Raw genomic sequence first — 20,111 nt, forward strand, 5'->3', positions numbered from 1 at the left:
ACAAGGTTTTCGTAACTTATCCATCAGGGTGACATTTATGATCTATATGCTTATATTTGTACTTATTGCCGGACTCCTTAGTGTGATTACCATTACTGGGGTAGGCCAGATACGTAATAATATGTTCCTGAAGTATAATGCGTCTTACACCTCAGCGGATATCGAGAACCCGGCAATTATCTATAATATGAAGGACTTCAATACAGACTATTCGTATAAAGATCAACAAATTATTAAGTTATGCAGTTTTCTGGACTCCTGGTCCATTTTGATATTTTTTGGGTTGGCTACCTTGTTGGCCTCCTGGTTGTTTTACCATAATAAGCTCAAACAACCGATTAGGACTTTGCGCGAGGCTTCTCAAAAAATATCCGGCAACGACTTGAACTTTCATATTCCGCAAGCTAGTGAAGATGAGATGGGACAGCTATGCGGGTCTTTCGAGCGCATGAGAGCCGCGCTGGAGGATAATAACCGTCAGATGTGGCGATCCATAGAGGATAGAAAACAGTTAAATGCAGCTTTTTCACATGATTTGCGGACACCACTGACAGTACTAAGAGGTTACGCGGATTTTTTAAATAAATATCTGCCAGAAGATAAAATAAGCAAAGAGAAGCTGCTGGATACGATATCAACCATGAGTACACATATATTACGGCTGGAGAACTACGTGCAAATTATGGGCGAGGCCCAAAAACTCGACGATATCTCGGTAGCATGGACCAAAGTAGAGGTTTCCGTTTTTTTGGAACAACTAAGCAGTTTAGCTGAATTTCTGGCACGGGAACAGTCACTGGAACTTTCATTTGAAAATCATATATCTGAACCATCTTTGTATTTGGATACAGGAATGGTTACCAGGATATACGAAAACCTGATTGCCAATTCCCTTCGTTATGCGAGTCAGACGATTTCTGTCCGATTTGAAATGGATGAGGGATTCTTTTCGATTACAGTCAGTGATGATGGCAAAGGGTTCTCAAGCCAGGATCTGAAGCTCGCTACCACTCCGTTTTATACTAGCAGGACGGAAGCTGAGGAGAGCCATTACGGCATGGGGTTGAATATTTGCAAGGTACTGGCTGAGAAGCTGGGGGGCGGTATTCAGCTAACAAACCACAAGTCAGGCGGCGCCTGTGTGAAAGTATGGATAATGCTGCACCAAAGTTGATAAAAAATAGATATTTATTGGATATCCTTTCCTAGAGAACAACCTGGGGGAGGATATTTTTGTATCCATATATAAAGGGAGGCGCCGATATGATTCTGCAAGGGAAGAAATTGTGCAAATATTATGGCACTGGAGAGAGTCAAGTGAAGGCCATTCATGATGTGGATTTCGCTGTGGCAAAAGGGGAGTTTATTTCTATTGTCGGGCAGTCGGGTGCTGGAAAAAGCACATTAATGCACATTATTGGCGGCTTAGATGCACCTACTAGCGGTGAGGTCATCATCAATGGGACTTCTATTTATACAATGCCAATGAGTCCATTAGCCGTATTTCGCCGCCGCCAGATCGGATTTGTGTTTCAGGCTTTTAATTTGGTACCCTCACTTAATGTGTGGGAGAACATCATTTTACCCATCGGGCTGGATGGAAAGAAGGCAGAGGTTAGCTATATTGAAGATATATTAAATACTTTGGGGATCTATGAAAAACGGACCAGTCTGCCCACAGTATTGTCTGGCGGGCAGCAGCAAAGGGTAGCAATCGCACGCGCTTTGGCAGCCAGACCGGCTATTGTACTCGCAGATGAACCCACAGGAAATCTGGATAGCCGTTCCAGTAACAACGTGTTGGATCTGCTGCGTTTATCGGTTGAGAAATACAATCAGACTTTGATTGTTGTAACGCATAATGACGAAGTGGCGAAGCTTGCAGACCGGACGGTTCGGGTAGTAGACGGTTCCATTGCAGCAGAGGTAGAACAATGAAAAATAGGATTTCGGTTCACCAGGTATCCCTAAAAAATTTACGTCATCACAAAAGCAGGACAGTATTGACTGTAGGTACAGTTGCTTTAGCTGTAGCCCTGATTTTTGTAGTGCTGACTTATTTCTATTCCGATGACCAGCGGAGTAAACGGGAAGCGACTAATGAACTAGGTGCCTATCATGTGCAATATGAGCATCTGTCACCGAAGCAGCAAGAAGAAATTGTGAATAATCCCAAGATCCAAAAACATTATCTTTCCTATAACAGTAAAAATGTTAAATCCGGCTTATTTGAAAAACTGAATATTAATATGGCTATAGGTTATATGGAAGGAATTAATGCAGGGCTGATTCAATTAAGGGAAGGAAGAGCCCCGGTAACGGACGACGAAATGGTACTGGATAAGTGGGTCATAGAGGAAATGGGTTTTCCCTCCAAGCTGGGAGAAGTAATACCCTTAGATTTACAAATTAAGAGTACAGGGAAAACGGAATATATAACAAAAAGTTTTAAGCTGGTGGGCATTGTTGATGATATAGCTGTACGTAAGGCGGCTAGGGCCGGCCTAATGTTTATTTCCAAAACCCTCTCCCAGCGTTATAGTCCTGATCCGGATATTGTTATATTTGCTCTTTTAAATTCGGACTTCAATGCCACATCAACGGCACACAAAATTGGTGAGGGAGCTAAGTTACAAGAAGATCAAATCCAAATCAATGAGCGTTATAGCGGCGCATATGAGCAGAATCCTGTATCTATTCTGAAAGCAGCCATAATTGTATTTGTAATTTTAATTAGTGCAGCCATGGTTATTTATAATATTTTCAATATATATCTATCCGAGCAGATCCGTTTATTCGGGATGATGAAAGCGATAGGAATGACTCCTAAGCAACTACGGAGCATGATACTTACAGAAGGGCTTATTATTTCACTGGCGGGCAGCTCCATGGGTCTTCTGTTGGGGGGAGGGGGAAGCACGGCATTCATTCCCTTCTTAGGAAATATGGCTAGTGGAAACTCCGCATTATATGTTGAATTGTCCCCTTATATTGCTTGTGCTGTTTTTGTTATGGGTCTGATTCTCGTTATGCTATCTGTTTATATGCCTGCTAGAAAAGTAGGAAGCCTTACAGAGATTGCAGCGATTCGTTATAATCCGGCTGGACCCCTGGGAAAGAGAAGCCTCGACACCAAGAGCAAATTGAAAAATTCAATTAGCGGGTTCTCCCTGGTGTCGGCACAGCTTATTCGATATCGTAAACGTACCTGGGTAACTGTAATATCCATTACGCTGACGGGTTTTATTTTTGTGGTCACAGGGAGTATCTTCAGTAGTATGAATATTGATAATATGGCTGGAAGTATGGTGCCTGGAGACTATAAACTAAGTGCTGCTAACCTTGACTCTGACGAACAACTCGATTTGTTGAACGATAAGGTTATGCAGCAAGTGAAGACTATGCCTGGGGTCACAACTGTATTGACCGAAATGTATGATGTATTAATTTATAACAAGCAGGATGCAAACCTTCATCTCAAGGACTTGGCAAGTATGAAAAACCCGGATATTCGAACGGATATCTATGCTTACGATGACGCCTTAATGACAAGTACACTCAAAAGGCTTGGGAAAGATGATTCTATGCTTACAGAACTGAGAAGTGGCGATAATCTCATTGCGGTCGCGGAAGATGGAGGGTACCAAGTGGGAGACAAAATACGATTGGCAAAGTTTGGCGAAGGACAGAAAGAACGTGTATTCACTATTGTTGGTGTATTGCCCAACTATGTTACGTATAAAGGTAATTCTTCAGATGGAGGAGTTCTTATTGCCCATCAGGACCTGTTTAAACGATTGGATCTGGATCAGCGTATCAAGCAGGTTAGCGTTCAAGTTAATGAAGGACAACAAGGGGAAGTGGAACGGAACTTAAAAGGCATTGCAACTGCTGATCGAAGAATAACATTCACTTCGTTCCAGGAGACTTATCAGGAGTTCAATGGAATGAAGAAAGTACTCCAGTTGGCGGCTAATAGCCTTACTTCAGCATTGCTGATTATCAGTATATTTAACTTAATTAATTCTAATTTGACCAGTATGTATGCCAGGAAGCGGGAAATTAGTTTAGTTGAAGCCATTGGCATGTCACGGAGTCAACTAACCATGCAGCTAGGCAGTGAAGGTTTCATTGTCATTCTGTTCAGCTTGTTAATCACCTTTTCATTGGGGATACCTGCCGGATACTTTGGCGTGGGAATGTTCAAGCAATCAGCCAGCTATGTTCAGTATCAATTGCCAATGGCAGCCATGCTGACCCTGGTATGCGCCTATTGTACAGTTCAAGTGGTGACTACCTTCTATATGCAGTGGCGCCTCAGCAAGGAGAGCCTAATGGAACGAATCCGGTTTAGTGAATAAATGAGGGAAAGCAAATAACTGAATTTTATAGGAGGACTATAACTGTGCATCAGTATAAAGTGAAATTTACAAAACCTTGCTACGGTTGCTTAATTGTATTCATCTTGATTGCACTTTCCTTAACAGCATGCGGAACGAACAAGGGAGAAGGTATTGCTCCTGAGTATAATGGCGTAAAGTACACAGGACAAGGTACTTTGGAAACAAAAGTTAATGTGGTTATTTACAATGAAGATGAGGTTCTATTTCTGCAGACGGTTAAGGTTATTGATGATCACCCTACAGTGTGGAAAGCACTTCAGGCCATCTCAGACCATGCTGAACAGGGGATGACAATCGAAAAGGATCAGAAAGGACAAATAGTTAAGGTGGATGAGATAGAGAATAATCAAACTAACCAATGGAAGCTATTTATAAACAACGTCATTGAAGATGGAGATATAACGAATATAGGAATTAATGAGGAGCAGCCGCTGACATTGAGATACACAGCAGATTCTTAGAGTATAATGTGATTTTAGCAACAGAGAGAAGGAGGATGCTGCATGAAGCAGAAATCGAAAGTCAATTCGGTATACGCAGTAGGGACTGCGCTATTATTTGTTTACTTATTTTGGGGAGGTACCTATGTCGGCATGAAGATTGCCATCGAGACGATGCCGCCTTTTCTGATGGCAGGTGTCCGCTTTTTTGCGGCGGGTGTGGTGCTGTATATTATTGCAAGATTAAGCGGGGCGAAGTGTCCAGCCGGGCGTGAATGGCGGTCCTCTGCTATTGTTGGCGCATTGCTGCTGCTTGGGGGCAACGGGGTGGTGGCCTGGTCAGAGCAAAGAGTCTCTTCATCCATCGCTTCATTAATCGTGGCCGCCGTTCCTGTCTGGATGATGCTGATGGGCTGGTTTGGCCGAGGCGGCAAACGTCCGACTGCCGGTGTCATCGCCGGAATTGTACTTGGACTCCTCGGCATCGCCGTACTGGTCTTCCAGCCGGGGAAGGGGGAGACGGGCACTGCTACCGATCTGTTCGGAATTATTACCGTGCTGGCAGCTTCCATCAGCTGGGCCGTAGGGTCGATGTACTCCCGAAGCGCGGCCATGCCGGGTTCACCCTTGATGGCGACAGCGGCGCAGATGCTAACAGGAGGCGCGCTGCTGGTGATATTCTCTTATTTTACCGGCGACTGGTCCACACTTAATATCTCCGGCATTTCTATGCGATCGTATCTGGCTCTGGCCTACCTGATCACATTCGGCTCCATTGTTGGTTACACGGCCTACATCTGGTTGCTTAAGAATGCTGACGCTGCACTCGTCTCCACTTACGCCTTCGTTAATCCGGTAGTGGCGGTGCTGCTTGGCTGGCTGCTGGTTGGTGAACAGCTTACCTTGAACACCCTGATCGCTGCTGTCATCATTATCGGGGCTGTGGTTTTGGTGACTGTTTTTCGCGGCAAGCCAGAGCGGGCGGATACTCAAGCAGCGCTTGATATACAAGGGCAGCAGCAGTAAGTACACTTAGAGCCTGGGAACAGCCGCCTGTAGTCGTGCAAGCGTCCCCGACTAAGGTCCAGTACATAAAACCGTCCACAGTCTGTTTTGAAAATCTGAGGATTGCCCTAGAATAAGGATATAAGAAAGAGATCAGCGAAAGGCGGTGATAAACAATGCAAAGAAACAAAGGTAACGGAATTGCGATTGCGCTGATTATAATCGGAGCGGTCATGCTGCTAGGGATTCTGCCTCATCTGATCCACGGCATCTTCGGCATCTTGTTCCCGGCAGTACTGGTGGTTCTCGGATACTACGGAATTAAGAGCGGACGCAAGATTATCGGCTGGGTGGTAATGTTCATCGGGATCATGACCCTGATATCCAAGCTTTCCTGGATTATTGGTCCACTGCTTGGTGTGGCTCTGGTAGTATGGGGCATCTCGGTGCTGAAGGGCAGACAAAGCAGAACATACTAATTGTTACATTTCATACTTATTAAAAGGCAGGGAGGGAGCAGGAAATCATGAGTGTTTTTCGCAGAATGAGGGATATCACCGTAGCCAACCTGAATGAACGTCTGGAGCAGAGCCAAGATCCCGTGAAGCTGATTGATCAATTTCTACATTCAACCCGTGAAGAGATCGGGGAGGCCGAACGGCTGTACCAGCAGTACGCTTCCCATACGAAGCAATTGCAGCAGCAGGTGAATCAGGCAACCGCCATGAGGAACAAACGTGAAGAGCAGGCGCTCCTCGCACTCAAGGCAGGCGAAGACCATCTGGCCAAGCTGGCACTGCAGGAGAAAATTATCCACGAAGAAAAGCTGGAGCAATACAGCGGGCTGCTGGAAACCAGCCAGCAATCACTTTTTGAGCTTGAAACCCAGCTGAATGAACTCAAAATCGAGTATCAGACGGTATACAGCAAACGCCAGTTCTATGCAGCACGGATGGAGTCACTGCGGCTTCAGCAGCGCATGAATCAAAGAGCCGGTGCTTACGGCGGCGGCGGGGATGTTCCCAAGATGTTCGGCCGTCTGGAAGACAAGATGACCGACTGGGAGCTTGAAGCCAAAAGCCTGAGCGACCTGCGCCGGATGGGACAGGAATATGCGGTGCAGGCTGGAGAGACAGTGGCAACCGTGCTCGAAAGAGAAATGGCCCGTCTAAAGGAGAAGCTGAACAATGATGGCAGAAAGGAGTAGTAGTATGACCCGATTGTATCGTTCAACAAGAGACAAAGTAATGACAGGGCTGGCAGGCGGATTGTCCGAGACTCTCGGCATCGACTCTACACTGTTCAGAATTCTGCTGGTGGTCAGTATTCCATTTAGCGGAGGAGCCACAATCCTGGTATATCTTATCGCAGCAATGGTAATTCCCAAAGAACCTACCCAGTATAACCCGTTCGGTCCCGGACCTGGTGCGCCGGGCGGTCCATACGGTGGCCCTTACGCCGGCGGACCTGAGTATCACCGCGGACCACAGGGACCCCACCAAGGTCCTCAAGGATATGGCCCATATGGCGGGCAGCCGGGCTACAATCCCGGTTATGACAAGGCTAGCACTCACGCGGCTCCAGATTCCGGTCTGGATGCCATGATGAAGGATATTGAGAAGAAGGCCCTGCAAAAAGAAGTGGAAGAGCTCAAACAAAAACTGTCTAAATACGAGAAGGGAGAAGTGTAAATCATGGGAGTATTCAAACGGATTAAAGATATGACTAAAGCGTCGGTAAATGATATGTTGGATAAGGTAGAGGACCCGATTGTGATGCTTAATCAATACCTGCGCGATATGGAGGCTGAGATCCATGAGGCTGAAGTAACGGTAGCGAAGCAAATGGCTAATGAACGCCGGATGAAACAGCGTGTGGATGAAGCCGCTAAGGTATCCGGACAACGCGCAGCACAGGCTGAGCTTGCACTCAAGAACGGGCAGGAAGAAGTTACCCGTAAGCTGCTGGAGGAGAAGATCTACTTCGATCAGAAGTTTACCGAATACGGCGAGCTTCATGCACAGGCTGAAGTTCAGGCCAAGGAACTGGTGCAGCAGCTTCATGATATGAAGGATGAGTTCTACAAGCTGCGCAACAAACGGAATGAACTGGTGTCCCGCGCCCAAATGGCCAAAGCCAAGAAGCAAATGTCCCAGATCAGCAGCGTACATTCCATCGAGAGCGGAAGTGCATCCCTTGGATTCCACCGTATGGAAGAAAAGATCATGCAGCTCGAAGCGGAAGCAGATGTGATGCGCGCTCCGTATAGCCCTTCGGCAACCGCATATGCTAAGCCGGTAGACCACGAGAAGGAACTGAAAGTGGAAGAACAGCTCGCAGCCTTGAAGAGCAAGCTGAATTCCACTCCGGCAGCCCCTCCCCTGAACAAAAAAGAACAATAATCCCTGTTCCTAAAGAACAGCCGGATATGATATGCTGATTAAGGTAAAGCCATACGGTATGGATTCTCCATACCGGTATGGCTTTTGTAGCGGATGCGGCAAAACTTAAAGGAGGTGCGAAATGGATAAACGGAACCGTTTGATTGCCATTGGATTGATCGGTGTAGGCTGCTTGATGATATTTGGCAAATGGATCGGCTTCTTCTCCATTGTCGCGCTCCTGTTCCTGCTGCTGGGAATCCACCGGACGACATCGGGGAAGGTGAAGCAAGGCTATAAGCTCCTGGGAATCGGAGCAGTGCTGCTGCTGTTGGACCATCTGCTGCTGGTGCTTGGCATCTGCCTGATTTCGCTGGGGATGTTCTTTGTCAAATCCAAACGAATGCAGCGCAAGGCGGGGTTTACGCAGAAGCAAAGCTTTTCTTCCCGATTCGACTGGGATCTCTCGCCCTGGGTCATGCGCAGCCTCAGCGCCTGGCATGTGCTGGGTGAGGCCGATGTGGATCTTTCACTGGCCATGGCGGAAGAGCAAGAGACGATAATGCTGTTCCAGGGTATTTTTGGCGATGTGGATATTCTGCTGTCTGAGGATTATGGGGTGGAGATTGAGGCGTTCGTGCTGTTCGGCTCGATTGAGTCCGGCAGTAACCGTGATACAGGGATGCTGAACCGGCTGAACTGGAGATCCCCCAACTACGACAGCTGTGAGCATAAAGTGAAATTTAACATTTCTTATCTGATGGGAGATCTGGACATTCGGGTACCTTAAAGGGTATGTTAGGGCAGAGAGAAGGGAGGGCTCCCGCATGGGTAAAAAAAATAGCAATATGGTAACGCGCAGTATGGGCGAGGGGGCTCTGTTCTCTTTGTTCATGCTGCTCGTTATTACATATATTATGTATACATATGGATTATTACAGCCGTTTGAGAACTGGCGGGTAGGTCTGAGAACCGCAATGACGCTGATTCTGCTGCCGATGGCCTTCGGCATCGGGTATGGCTTCTATCAGGGCTTCCGCAGCAAGCGCAAGCTGGAATTGTTGCGGGCAACGCTGGTAGCCTGGGAGAAGGGCAATCTTAACCCGGCCATGCCGGACCTCGGCAGCGATGAGCTGGGGCGGCTTGGGGAACAGCTGGGGCGGATCAGCGGCAAGTGGGAGAATCAGGTGAACACGCTGCAGCGGCTCTCCACCAATAACGCGAAGCTTGCCGAGCAGGCGCGGGTTACAGCAATCATGGAGGAGCGGCAGCGGTTGGCACGTGAGCTGCATGACGCGGTATCACAGCAGCTGTTCGCCATCTCTATGACGGCAACGGCTGTAGGCCGGACGCTGGAGAAGGACTTCGATAAGGCACAGCGGCAAATTGCGCTGATCGAAGAGATGTCCGCTGTCGCCCAGTCGGAGATGCGGGCACTCCTGCTGCACCTGAGACCGGTATACCTGGAAGGCAAGGGGCTGGAGGAAGGGCTGCAGGAGCTGATCAAGGAACTGAAGATCAAGGTTCCGATTGATATTGTGTTCGAGATGGATCAGGGAGTGCAGCTGCTGAAGGGCGTTGAGAATCATTTGTTCCGTATTGTGCAGGAGGCGATCTCCAATACGCTGCGCCATGCCAAAGCGGAGAAGATGGAGATCCGCCTGCACCGCCGGGGCGATACTGTCCGGCTGACGCTGCGCGATGACGGAATCGGCTTCGAGATGGATGACAGCAAGCAGACATCCTACGGGCTGTCGAATATGCAGGAGCGGATCACAGAGATCGGGGGCTCGATCCAGTTCATCACCGCCCCCGGCAAAGGAATGCGCATCGACATTACCGTACCGGTAGTCAATGAATAGGAGGGCAGGTGTAACCATGGAGATAGATGAAGCGGAAGCAATTAAGGTCCTGCTTGTAGACGATCATGAGATGGTCCGGATCGGACTTGCAGCGGTGCTTGGCACCGAGGATGGAATTGAAGTCGTAGGTGAAGCCGGAAGCGGCGAAGAGGGCATCCGGCTGGCCCAGGAATATACACCGGATGTGGTGCTGATGGATCTGGTGATGGACGGGATGGACGGGATCGAGACGACAAGACAGCTGCTGAAACTGTACCCGGACTGTAAGGTTATTGTACTGACCAGTTATCTGGATGATGAAAAGATGTATCCGGTTATTGAAGCCGGGGCGTTCAGTTACCTGCTCAAAACCTCACGGGCAAGCGAAGTCGCAGATGCGATCCGGGCGGCTGCAAGAGGCCAGTCAGTGCTAGAGTCACAGGTAGCTTCCAAGATGATGAACCGGTTCCGTTCCAATGCAAGAGGAGAAGCGCCGGCTTACAAAGAGCTTACCGAACGCGAGATGGAAGTATTGAAGCTGTTAGCTCAGGGCAAATCCAACCAGGATATTGCCGATCAATTAATTATCGGAATCAAGACCGTGAAATTCCATGTCACGAATGTTCTCGCCAAGCTGGGTGTCGAAGACCGGACCCAGGCGGCTATTTATGCATATAAGAATGGACTGGCGGAATAAGCTTCCGTCTATGGACGCAGATGAGCACTTTCAAGAGAACCACCCCGCCGCAGGACCGGGGCAGTTCTCTTGAAAGTGTTTTTGCGTGGGGAAAGCTCAGGAAGTATATCCTTCTCTCAAGTTGGATATCCTGTCTAGTAGATTACTAGAACGGATTGAGAGGGAGATGCGAAGTGGGGAATAAAGGACAGAGCAAAGTGATACGGGTACTGGCGGGAATATGCATGCTGGCACTGCTGCTGAGCGGGTTCCGCAGCGGGGAACCGGCAGGAAAAAACGGCGTACAGAGTACAACTGTTCCTGCTCCTGCCGGTATTCTGGACGCTGCCGGAGAGCTTCAGGAATCCCTTGCTCTTCTGACTACACTAGGTACTCAGGCTTCTGCTCTAGGGGCTCCGCTCCGGCTCGTATTGAAATGGCAGGGGGAATACAGCGGCGGGGATCGGGCTGAGGCTGCAGCTGCAGCGCAGAGCCTGGCTACGCGGCTTGGGCTTGGTGAGCTCAGCGGCACGGATGAAGACGGGCACCTGACCTGGCGTTCCTCTGCGCGGCTCCCTGGAGATTCGCAGATCTCCCTGTTCTGGAGTGAGCTTGGCGGCGGACGCAGCTACTCTATTGTCACCCTGGAGACGGCGGATCTTCTGGGCTCGCCGGAGCTGCCGGCCGCAGCGGCTGACGCCGGACGGATCATGCTGCAGGCCGGGATCGCAGCAGAGTGGAATGCTTCGCTCCAGGCACCAGCCAAGGAGCAGGGCGCTTCGCAGGCTGCGTTCCTGGCTACAGAGCAGACCTTGGCTGCGCAGCTCCCCGGTATTCTTGCGGAAGAGAATTACGCAGACGTAACTACAACCAGCCGTTCCTACAGTGTGCCGGGCCTTTCGCGTACGGTCAGCAGCGGAAGCCACAGCTTGGCATTGCAGCTGGCAGTGCATAAGAACGTCAAGGAAGACAGGAACCGGCTGACTATCGGAATGCCGCTGATCACGGTCGAGTACTGATAGAATACAGGTATTATAAGCCGGATTCGATGAAAGCATAAGAAAGAGTAATGGAAAATTGCGAAATCCCGAGAAAAACTGTCAGGAATGTGATGGCATCCTCAGTGCAATTATGATAAAATGACATCACGCCTATAGTCGTATGTTGTCTAATATAGGCGCCTGAGAATGAATGTCAACTATATTACATACAGAGAGATGAGGAGCCATGGCTGAAAATCAAACCCTTGATGCACTGCATACACCCGGTGCTGTATTCTTTATCTTCGGGGCAACCGGAGATCTGGCCCGGCGTAAGCTTTTCCCGGCGATTTACAGTTTGTACCGTGAAGGCAAGCTGACCCATGATTTTGCGGTAATTGGCGTGGCTCGGCGTCCCCGTACCCAGGATGAATTCCGGGAAGATGTGAAGGAATCTATCCGCGAGTTCTGCCGTTATCAGGCAGGAGATGCTGCGGAATGGAACGAGTTCGTACAGCATTTTGAATACAAGTCACTCGACATCAACAATATCGACGGCTTCCGTGAGCTGAATGAGCAGACGGAGGTACTCGAAGAGAAATTCAATATTCCGGGCAACCGGATGTTCTATCTGGCGCTCGCACCGGAGCTGTTCGGCAGTGTCTCCTTCAACCTGAAGGCAGGCGGTATGCTGCAGGCCAGAGGCTGGAACCGTCTGGTAATCGAGAAGCCGTTCGGCTATAATCTTGAATCCGCTGAGGAGCTGAACGAGCAGATCCGCCAGGTATTTAAGGAAGAGGAGATTTACCGGATTGACCATTACCTGGGCAAGGAAATGGTTCAGAATATTGAAGTCATCCGGTTCGCCAATGCCTTCTTCGAGCCGCTGTGGAACAACAAGCATATCGCCAACATTCAGATCACACTCGGCGAAACTGTGGGTGTAGAAGAACGCGGCGGGTATTACGACCATGCGGGTGCTCTGCGCGATATGGGCCAGAACCATATTTTGCAGCTGCTGACGATGATCGCTATGGAGCCGCCTAGCCGTCTGCTGGCTGAAGATATCCGTGACGAGAAAGTGAAGGTACTGCGTTCGCTGCGTCCGTATGCTTCGGCTGAAGAAGTACGCGAGAATGTAGTTCGCGGCCAGTACACACAGGGTCTCTATAAGGGCAAGACACTTCCGGCTTACCGCCAGGAAGACAAAGTAGACCCGGAATCCAATACAGAGACGTATTTCGCGGCCCGTGTATTCGTTGACAACTTCCGCTGGGCCGGTGTTCCGTTCTATATCCGTACCGGCAAACGTCTGCCTGTGAAGACCACGGAAGTGGTTGTAGAGTTCAAAGGAATGCCGACCAACGTTTATCTGGGTCAAAAGCATAATCTGGAGCCCAATCTGCTCGTTATCCGTGTCAATCCGATGGAAGGCATCTACGTGAAGATCAACGCGAAGAAGCCGGGCTCGGAATCCGAGATTCAGCCGCTGGCCATGGATTTCTGCCAGAGCTGCATGATCGGCATTAACTCGCCGGAAGCTTATGAGCGTCTGCTGCATGATGCTGCGCGCGGCGACTCCACCTACTTCACCCGCTGGGATGAAGTATCCTCGGCCTGGTCCTTCGTGGACCGGATCGCCAAGGCGTGGAAGGAAGAGAGCAATGATCTGGCTTCCTATCCTGCCGGATCCTGGGGTCCGGTTGAAGCGGACCAGCTGCTTGCCGGAGAAGGCTTCCACTGGTGGCCGGTCAACGGCCAGGACGAAGACAATGTGGTCTGGCAGGTTAACCGCTAGATCCTGAATAGAGTACCGATGAAGATCCCCTTGCATATTGCTGCAGGGGGATCTTTTGTACAATATTACAAGATATTTGACTTGGAGCGCTTTTTTGTAGATAATGTTCGCCGGATTTTGCTATACTGAGAAGGATGCTTTCACAATAAAGATTTCTAAGCCTAGCGCTATAGATGATCCTATATACGGTACGATAAGGAAATGTAAGATGAATCCCTGCTGAAAGGATCTGAACCTATGAGTAGCAGTCCGATTTGATGGAATCCGGCAATTGGAGCAGAAGCATGAATTTATATATGAAGGGATATGTGCAATGAACAAGGCAACGGATCACAAGCTTCAGAATGAAGTAGACAAACGCAGAACCTTTGCGATTATTTCCCACCCGGATGCGGGTAAAACAACCCTGACCGAGAAACTGCTGCTCTTCGGGGGCGCCATTCGTCTGGCAGGTACCGTCAAAGCCCGTAAGGCAAGCAAGCACGCAACCAGTGACTGGATGGAAATTGAGAAGCAGCGCGGGATCTCCGTTACCTCCTCCGTAATGCAGTTTGATTACCTGGACCACCGGGTGAACATTCTGGATACCCCGGGTCACCAGGATTTCAGTGAAGATACCTACCGGACATTAACAGCCGCCGACAGCGCAGTCATGCTGATTGACGTAGCCAAGGGTGTGGAGACTCAGACAATTAAGCTGTTCCAGGTCTGTGCCAAACGCGGAATTCCGATTTTTACCTTCATCAACAAGCTGGACCGTGAAGGCCGTAGCCCGTTCGACCTGATGGAGGAGCTGGAGAATGTGCTGGGTATCCGCTCTGTACCGATGAACTGGCCGATTGGTATGGGCCGGGAGCTATGCGGCGTATATGACCGGATGAAGAATCAGGTGGAATTGTTCCAGGGCGACGACCACTCTGTCATCAGGGTGCAAAAGGTAGAGAGCTACCGCGACCCGATTATCCGCGAGATGGCCGGAGAGTACCTGCATGATCAGCTATGCGCGGATCTGGAGCTGCTGGACGTAGCGGGCGATCCTTTTGACTATGAGAAAGTACTTCGCGGGGAGATTACTCCGGTATTCTTCGGCAGTGCGATCAATAACTTCGGCGTGCAGACGTTCCTCGACAACTTCCTGGAGCTGGCACCGAAGCCTGAACCACGCCGTAGTACCGCGGGTGCCGTGGAACCGACGAATGAGAAGTTCACCGGCTATGTGTTCAAAATCCAGGCTAACATGAATCCCGCACACCGCGACCGTATTGCCTTCCTGCGTATCGTGTCGGGCAAGTTCGAGCGTGGGATGAGCGTGAAGCATGTGCGTGCCGGCAAAGACATCAAGCTGTCCCAGCCGCAGCAGTTCCTGGCCCAGGACCGGGATATCGTCGAAGAGGCGTATCCGGGGGATATTATCGGTCTGTTTGATCCGGGGATTTTCCGGATTGGAGACACGCTGAGTCAGGCGGGGGATATCGAATTCGATGAGCTGCCAACCTTCTCGCCGGAGATTTTCTCCAAAGTAACCATTAAGAATGCGCTGAAGTCGAAGCAGTTCCAGAAGGGGATTGACCAGTTGACTGAAGAGGGTATGATTCAGGTGTTCCGCACCGTGAATTTCGATGATATCCTTCTGGGGGTTGTCGGGCAGCTGCAATTCGAGGTATTCGAGTACCGGATGAAGGGTGAATACGGCGTAGATGTACAACTGCAGCGGATGAGCTACCAGTTCGCACGCTGGATCGTGGATGATGAGAATAAGCCGGATGCAAGCAAGTTCCGGATCAACTCTACCCTGGTTACGGACAAGAAGGGGAACTACGTGGTGCTGTTCGAGAACGAATACGCTATGCGTACGGCCATGGAGAAGAATCCGACGGCGAAATTCCTCGAAACTGCGCCTTGATTTGTACTGCTGAAGTAGAATAAGCGGAAGAGCTTGTTCCACGGCTGGCTATCAAAAAACCTCCGCCCAACATGTGCAAGCAGCATGGTGGCAGCGGAGGTTTTTGGCGGAATGCCCCTCACTTACGAGGTGATGGACCCTGGGGTTAGCTTGTCAAGATGCCGGTGCAGCATGGAGAGGACGCGGTCCTGCTTGGCAGGATCGAGATCCTTCCAGATCATTTCAAAGACAACACCCAGTCCGGGAAGCGCGGCTTCCGGCCCGTCCACGGAGTTCTCAATGACCTCCCGCAGACCTTCTTCGGACTGACCGTGCACTTTGTGAACGATGGCCTGGCGTAAATCAAGCGTAACTGGCATAATCGGCCTCCTTGAATTTGTGGTTAGCACTTATTATAAGGTGCCCTGCGGCAGCGCTGATAATTCAAGTTTATAATGGCTTATGCTATACTGTGTGAAATGCGAAATGCGGACGGGAGGTACAAGGGCAATGGCCAAAAAACAATATGCCGTCATCGGAATGGGACGCTTCGGTTCCAGTGTAGCCAAGGCGCTCAGCGGGATGGGCTTTGAGGTGCTGGCAATTGATGCGGATGAGCAGCGTACCCAGGAAATCTCCAATATTGTGACTCATGCCGTATCTGCGGATTCCACCGATGAGGAGGCCCTGCGTGCGCTTGGCATCCGTAACTTCGATGTAGTGGTGGTTGCCATTGGCGAAGATATTCAGGCCAGCATTCTAACCACGCTGATTCTGAAGGATCTGGGAGTGCCGGCAATACTGGCCAAAGCCAAGAGTGAGCTGCACGGCAAGGTACTGGGCAAAATTGGAGCGGACAAGGTCATCTATCCTGAACGGGATATGGGGATGCGGGTAGCACACCATCTTGCTTCACCGAACATCCTTGATTATATAGAGCTGTCCCCGGACTACAGCATTCTGGATATGAGAGTCTCCGGGCCGATGCTGGGTAAGAATCTGCAGGAGCTTAACATACGCGCCAAATACGGCTGCAATGTGATGGCCATCCGCCGGGGCGAAGAAATGAATATTTCCCCGAGAGCAGAGGACCGCCTGACTGAAGGCGACGTCCTGGTTATTGTCGGACGGAAGGACAACCTGACCAAGCTGGAAATGGCTTATCAATAGGAATCTGTAACGAACAGAAAGGTAGGACCTCATGGAAATTATGTCGCCGCAAAATACGAGGGTGAAGGAATGGGCCGGGCTGCAGGAGAAGAAACACCGCGACAGATCCGGCAAATATATTGTGGAGGGCATTCATCTGGTGCATGAGGCGCTGCAGGCCGAAGCGGATGTAGAGTGCCTGGCCTTCGACCTTGATAAAGGAATGCCGTCTGAGCTGAAGCCCCTGCTGCAGGCTGTTCAGGGTATGGAGGTGATCGGTGTATCGGCGGCGGTGATTGCGAAGTGCAGCAGCACGAATACGCCGCAGCCGGTGTTTGCGGTGGTCCGCAAGGAGCAGCAGGGCGTAGAGGCCATTCTGGCGAAGCCGGACAGCCTGGTTGTGGTGCTTGACGGGGTTCAGGACCCCGGCAATGTAGGGACGATTATCCGCAGCGCCGATGCGGCAGGTGCGGACGGTGTGATCCTCGGCCAAGGCTGCGCCGATCTCTTCAACCCGAAGACCATACGCTCCACGATGGGCTCCATGTTCCATCTACCGGTAGTGGAGGGAGAGCTTGGCACGATTCTGCCACAGGCACGGGAGCGTGGTGCGCTGCTGGTCAGCACTTCGCTGACAGGTGAAGATTCCTGCTACACCCATGATTTTCACGGCAGCCAGTGGCTGCTGATCGGCAGCGAAGGCCGGGGCATCTCACCGGAGACGGCAGCCCTGGTGGACAAGAGCATCATCATCCCGATGGCCGGCCGCGCCGAATCGCTGAATGCGGCGATGGCGGCAACGATTTTGTTGTTTGAGGGGATGCGGCAGCGGGGGATTGGGCGGGGATAAGGCAGAATTCGTTCTAATTGACGCAGCCGGAATCATAATGAGCCCAGTACCTTTACGGTACTGGGCTCATGTTTTACATAAAACGTATTCTGAAAGTGATCTTTAACATTTCGTATATGCAATAACAGTTATGTTACAGATCAGGAGTTCAGACGCTTGTAATTGTCATTGGAAATGCTGACTAATGCGGTATACAACGGCCGGACGTTGAATTTCTTGCCAAATTCAAATTTATAGGATGAAGTCTGCAGATTGTTGGTTTTGTGATAAGGTGAGGTTATGTAGTGAAGGGTAAGTTCACAATCATCGAAGCCGGTGCCTCCTGTCTCCATAGTGACCTCATAAATGGAGTTAAGATGGATCGAAGCGACACGGGTTTTCTTCCCGGTAACGCCCTGGTGGTCAATCAGAATCAATCGGTCATCCGTAATAATAAAAGCGTCGCGGATCAGCTTGAAGCCCATCCGGATTTCTTCCTGCGGCATCAGATAAGCGCCGTATTGATTCATTAATTCGGGAATAGATACCTCTGAGTAATTACCCAGCAAACCGCCAAACAAGTTAGCCATTATTTCCCCTCCTGATTGTAGACCCCATAATAAATGTACTGTAGCTGTACTCTTCTGATATTCACCGCCGTTCGACAATATCCTGCATTTTCCTTTTTGACGATTTAGGGAACAGCCGCATGTTGTTGTAATTCACTCCCAATTATCCACAACAAAACTGATACAAGCGCCGTCTATACTAGAGACTGACAAATCTTTACTGAGGAGCGTGGACTAAGAATGCTTAAAAAGATAGCTATAACCCTTCTATTGACGGCGATGGTATTCAGTACAAACGTTGGGGGTCAACCGCTTCACAAGGCGCAAGCCGCAGGTGCAACCACTACGAAGGTGCAGACAGCCGACCAACTATATCCGATTGAAGTTGACGGGAAATACGGCTTCATCAACGGCAAAGGTAAGATAGTCATCGAGGCTGTGTACGACGAAGTCGGATATTCAGGAGTAAACGGAGGGACGGTATATGTCGAGGATCATGCGGCTAAAAAGCAATATTATTTCAGCTCGGCAGGCAGCAAGCTGTTCGAATACAAGCTGAGGGATGCCGGTATTCTTTATAATGACCGTGCGCTCTATATGAAGCAGGCTCAGATCGCTGGCGGAGTCAAGGTGACCCGGTATGGATATATCGACAGCCAGGGCAAAGTGGCTATACAGCCGGTCTACACCCGTGCGTTTAATTTCTCCGAAGGCTTGGCGTCGGTCAATATGGGCAAGGCATCCGGGTACATTAACAAGAAGGGCGAGCTGGTCATTCCGTACCGGTATAGCTCGACATCCGATTTCTCTGAAAGCATGGCGGCCGTAATGCTTGCGTTCGGCGGCAAATACGGCTATATCGACACTACCGGTAAGCTGCGCGTTCCACCGCGGTATGATTACGCCACCCCGTTCTCTGATGGAGCGGCTGTTGTTAGTGAGAACGGCAAATACGGGTACATCGACAAAAACGGCAAGTACCTGATCAAACCGCAGTTCAGTATGGCGCAGCCGTTCTCGGAAGGACTGGCGTTCGTTGAGCGCAATGGAGCCACCTTCTACATCAACAAGAAGGGCGTCAAGGTCATCCAGGGCTTTACCGCCGGAGGCTTGTTCAAAGGAGGCCTTGCTCCGGCTAGCCCGGGTCAAAGGTACGGCTATATCAATACATCCGGCCGCTTCGTGATTAAGCCGCAATTGTATTGGGCCGACGCTTTTAACGGCGAATTGGCGGTAATCAGCTTGCTCGTTCCGAATTCGCGAGAGGAAATCAGAGGGTATATGAACCGTAGCGGAACGATCGTCTGGCCGCCGGCTTCCGAGCTTCCGGGCGGAGTGACAAAACTGCCGTAAGGCAGAACAACCGAGGCGGTATTTCAGCGGCGTATTGCAGATTGTACTCATTCTGAGTTGCAGTATGCTTTTTGTTGCGTAACTTCAAGCTAATCACTCCGCCCTCCAATAGACTCTGACGCAGTTTTTGGCTTGCGTTTCAAGTGACGGTAGTCAGTCCCTGTTCCGTTGCATTCTCTACGTATACTTTTTATTTGCAGCGCAGATAATGTTAAAAAGTATATTCGGATTCTATCATCCAACGGAGGGATTAGATTGTCATATAATGAGGTGTTTGAACTTCATGTGCAGTTACTCTCAATCTATGAAAAAAACAGAAAGACCCCAAGTCCCTATCAGCAGGAAATCAATTATTACAAGAGGCAGTATTATATTGCCCAAGATAATGTGCAACGGATATTCGTATTGAATCAGTTAATCAACCTTCATGAGAAGTGTAGAGTAGCACAAATAAAGTGGTGTTCAGAAGAGTATTTTAATACTTCTTTGAGCGATTAGTAAAATAATAGTTGCATGTTCCTAAATATCATGATATATTATAAAAGTTGCTGATGACGAGCTAATCGACACCAACAACGAGCTTGATCTTTGAAAACTGAACAACGAGTGAGTATCGGAAATCACTTCGGTGAGATCCAAAAATGATGAATTTCACAGCGTCTTGACGCTTTAGAAATCTCATCGTAGAGAATGTAAATTCTCGTCAGATGTTTCAAAATGAGCAATCGCTCTTTCTAATACTAATTGGAGAGTTTGATCCTGGCTCAGGACGAACGCTGGCGGCATGCCTAATACATGCAAGTCG

At 49.7% G+C, this 20,111-nt stretch carries 20 protein-coding genes and 1 rRNA gene; 19 read left to right on the forward strand and 2 right to left on the reverse strand.

The window, feature by feature from the left end; genetic code table 11:
* Window positions 1–37 precede the first annotated feature (37 nt).
* From HQN87_RS29860 to HQN87_RS29930, 15 genes are all read left to right on the forward strand, one after another.
* A complete protein-coding gene (locus HQN87_RS29860; protein ID WP_173140614.1) occupies window positions 38–1,174 on the forward strand; it encodes a HAMP domain-containing sensor histidine kinase in 1,137 nt (378 codons plus the stop codon).
* Between the two features lie 89 nt (window positions 1,175–1,263).
* A complete protein-coding gene (locus HQN87_RS29865) occupies window positions 1,264–1,938 on the forward strand; it encodes an ABC transporter ATP-binding protein (protein ID WP_173140616.1) in 675 nt (224 codons plus the stop codon).
* Between the two features lie 65 nt (window positions 1,939–2,003).
* Entirely contained in the window at window positions 2,004–4,361 is a 2,358-nt protein-coding gene (locus HQN87_RS29870; protein WP_173140618.1) for an ABC transporter permease, read from the forward strand.
* 44 nt (window positions 4,362–4,405) lie between these two features.
* Window positions 4,406–4,864 (forward strand): hypothetical protein, encoded by a 459-nt coding sequence (locus tag HQN87_RS29875; protein ID WP_173140620.1) that lies wholly within the window; start codon window positions 4,406–4,408, stop codon window positions 4,862–4,864.
* A gap of 42 nt (window positions 4,865–4,906) precedes the next feature.
* Window positions 4,907–5,869 (forward strand): EamA family transporter, encoded by a 963-nt coding sequence (locus HQN87_RS29880; RefSeq protein WP_173140622.1) that lies wholly within the window; start codon window positions 4,907–4,909, stop codon window positions 5,867–5,869.
* Between the two features lie 155 nt (window positions 5,870–6,024).
* Entirely contained in the window at window positions 6,025–6,327 is a 303-nt protein-coding gene (locus HQN87_RS29885) for a LiaF transmembrane domain-containing protein (RefSeq protein WP_173140624.1), read from the forward strand.
* Window positions 6,328–6,374: 47 nt separating this feature from the next.
* Window positions 6,375–7,055: a PspA/IM30 family protein gene (locus tag HQN87_RS29890; protein ID WP_173140626.1), complete on the forward strand. Its 681-nt coding sequence runs from the start codon at window positions 6,375–6,377 to the stop codon at window positions 7,053–7,055.
* A 4-nt stretch (window positions 7,056–7,059) separates the two neighbouring features.
* Window positions 7,060–7,539, forward strand: coding sequence for a PspC domain-containing protein (locus HQN87_RS29895; RefSeq protein WP_173140628.1), 480 nt, complete (start codon window positions 7,060–7,062; stop codon window positions 7,537–7,539).
* A gap of 3 nt (window positions 7,540–7,542) precedes the next feature.
* Window positions 7,543–8,250 (forward strand): PspA/IM30 family protein, encoded by a 708-nt coding sequence (locus HQN87_RS29900; protein ID WP_173140630.1) that lies wholly within the window; start codon window positions 7,543–7,545, stop codon window positions 8,248–8,250.
* Window positions 8,251–8,371: 121 nt separating this feature from the next.
* Window positions 8,372–9,019, forward strand: coding sequence for a cell wall-active antibiotics response protein LiaF (gene liaF / locus HQN87_RS29905; RefSeq protein WP_173140632.1), 648 nt, complete (start codon window positions 8,372–8,374; stop codon window positions 9,017–9,019).
* Window positions 9,020–9,056: 37 nt separating this feature from the next.
* A complete protein-coding gene (locus tag HQN87_RS29910) occupies window positions 9,057–10,091 on the forward strand; it encodes a sensor histidine kinase (protein WP_173140634.1) in 1,035 nt (344 codons plus the stop codon).
* Between the two features lie 16 nt (window positions 10,092–10,107).
* The gene (locus tag HQN87_RS29915; protein ID WP_173140636.1) at window positions 10,108–10,767 is read left to right on the forward strand and encodes a response regulator; all 660 of its coding nucleotides are present in this window, start codon (window positions 10,108–10,110) and stop codon (window positions 10,765–10,767) included.
* 173 nt (window positions 10,768–10,940) lie between these two features.
* Complete coding sequence (locus HQN87_RS29920) at window positions 10,941–11,765, forward strand: YwmB family TATA-box binding protein (RefSeq protein WP_173140638.1); 825 nt, start codon at window positions 10,941–10,943, stop codon at window positions 11,763–11,765.
* Between the two features lie 208 nt (window positions 11,766–11,973).
* Window positions 11,974–13,524, forward strand: coding sequence for a glucose-6-phosphate dehydrogenase (gene zwf / locus HQN87_RS29925; RefSeq protein WP_173140640.1), 1,551 nt, complete (start codon window positions 11,974–11,976; stop codon window positions 13,522–13,524).
* Between the two features lie 313 nt (window positions 13,525–13,837).
* Window positions 13,838–15,427 carry a peptide chain release factor 3 gene (locus HQN87_RS29930; RefSeq protein WP_173140642.1) on the forward strand — a complete coding sequence of 530 codons (1,590 nt, stop codon included), beginning with the start codon at window positions 13,838–13,840 and terminating at the stop codon, window positions 15,425–15,427.
* Window positions 15,428–15,549: 122 nt separating this feature from the next.
* Here the strand turns inward: HQN87_RS29930 and HQN87_RS29935 are convergent, their stop codons facing one another.
* Window positions 15,550–15,786, reverse strand: a complete 237-nt coding sequence (locus HQN87_RS29935) for a small acid-soluble spore protein SspI (RefSeq protein ID WP_173140644.1) — start codon at window positions 15,784–15,786, stop codon at window positions 15,550–15,552.
* Between the two features lie 106 nt (window positions 15,787–15,892).
* On the opposite strand from HQN87_RS29935, the gene HQN87_RS29940 reads away from it, so the two are divergent.
* Together HQN87_RS29940 and HQN87_RS29945 are read left to right on the forward strand one after the other, a co-directional pair.
* Entirely contained in the window at window positions 15,893–16,576 is a 684-nt protein-coding gene (locus HQN87_RS29940) for a potassium channel family protein (protein ID WP_301953246.1), read from the forward strand.
* Between the two features lie 31 nt (window positions 16,577–16,607).
* Window positions 16,608–17,405, forward strand: coding sequence for a TrmH family RNA methyltransferase (locus HQN87_RS29945; protein WP_173140648.1), 798 nt, complete (start codon window positions 16,608–16,610; stop codon window positions 17,403–17,405).
* Between the two features lie 140 nt (window positions 17,406–17,545).
* Here HQN87_RS29945 and HQN87_RS29950 read toward each other — a convergent pair whose 3' ends face one another.
* The gene (locus HQN87_RS29950) at window positions 17,546–17,974 is read right to left on the reverse strand and encodes a PH domain-containing protein (protein ID WP_173140650.1); all 429 of its coding nucleotides are present in this window, start codon (window positions 17,972–17,974) and stop codon (window positions 17,546–17,548) included.
* 219 nt (window positions 17,975–18,193) lie between these two features.
* Here HQN87_RS29950 and HQN87_RS29955 point away from each other — a divergent pair, with 219 nt between their 5' ends.
* Window positions 18,194–19,306: a WG repeat-containing protein gene (locus HQN87_RS29955; protein WP_173140652.1), complete on the forward strand. Its 1,113-nt coding sequence runs from the start codon at window positions 18,194–18,196 to the stop codon at window positions 19,304–19,306.
* Between the two features lie 741 nt (window positions 19,307–20,047).
* Window positions 20,048–20,111 (forward strand): 16S ribosomal RNA (locus tag HQN87_RS29960); the annotation flags it as partial.

The organism is Paenibacillus tritici (genome assembly GCF_013204885.1).
In the GTDB taxonomy this organism is placed as follows: Bacteria; Bacillota; Bacilli; order Paenibacillales; family Paenibacillaceae; genus Paenibacillus_AQ; species Paenibacillus_AQ tritici.

Coding starts and splice junctions, on each gene's coding strand:
- HQN87_RS29860 (WP_173140614.1), top strand. CDS start 38: ATGATCTATATGCTTATATTTGTACTTATTGCCGGACTCCTTAGTGTG.
- HQN87_RS29865 (WP_173140616.1), top strand. CDS start 1,264: ATGATTCTGCAAGGGAAGAAATTGTGCAAATATTATGGCACTGGAGAG.
- HQN87_RS29880 (WP_173140622.1), top strand. CDS start 4,907: ATGAAGCAGAAATCGAAAGTCAATTCGGTATACGCAGTAGGGACTGCG.
- HQN87_RS29885 (WP_173140624.1), top strand. CDS start 6,025: ATGCAAAGAAACAAAGGTAACGGAATTGCGATTGCGCTGATTATAATC.
- HQN87_RS29890 (WP_173140626.1), top strand. CDS start 6,375: ATGAGTGTTTTTCGCAGAATGAGGGATATCACCGTAGCCAACCTGAAT.
- HQN87_RS29895 (WP_173140628.1), top strand. CDS start 7,060: ATGACCCGATTGTATCGTTCAACAAGAGACAAAGTAATGACAGGGCTG.
- HQN87_RS29900 (WP_173140630.1), top strand. CDS start 7,543: ATGGGAGTATTCAAACGGATTAAAGATATGACTAAAGCGTCGGTAAAT.
- liaF (WP_173140632.1), top strand. CDS start 8,372: ATGGATAAACGGAACCGTTTGATTGCCATTGGATTGATCGGTGTAGGC.
- HQN87_RS29910 (WP_173140634.1), top strand. CDS start 9,057: ATGGGTAAAAAAAATAGCAATATGGTAACGCGCAGTATGGGCGAGGGG.
- HQN87_RS29915 (WP_173140636.1), top strand. CDS start 10,108: ATGGAGATAGATGAAGCGGAAGCAATTAAGGTCCTGCTTGTAGACGAT.
- zwf (WP_173140640.1), top strand. CDS start 11,974: ATGGCTGAAAATCAAACCCTTGATGCACTGCATACACCCGGTGCTGTA.
- HQN87_RS29930 (WP_173140642.1), top strand. CDS start 13,838: ATGAACAAGGCAACGGATCACAAGCTTCAGAATGAAGTAGACAAACGC.
- HQN87_RS29935 (WP_173140644.1), bottom strand. CDS start 15,786: ATGCCAGTTACGCTTGATTTACGCCAGGCCATCGTTCACAAAGTGCAC.
- HQN87_RS29940 (WP_301953246.1), top strand. CDS start 15,893: ATGCGGACGGGAGGTACAAGGGCAATGGCCAAAAAACAATATGCCGTC.
- HQN87_RS29945 (WP_173140648.1), top strand. CDS start 16,608: ATGGAAATTATGTCGCCGCAAAATACGAGGGTGAAGGAATGGGCCGGG.
- HQN87_RS29950 (WP_173140650.1), bottom strand. CDS start 17,974: ATGGCTAACTTGTTTGGCGGTTTGCTGGGTAATTACTCAGAGGTATCT.
- HQN87_RS29955 (WP_173140652.1), top strand. CDS start 18,194: ATGCTTAAAAAGATAGCTATAACCCTTCTATTGACGGCGATGGTATTC.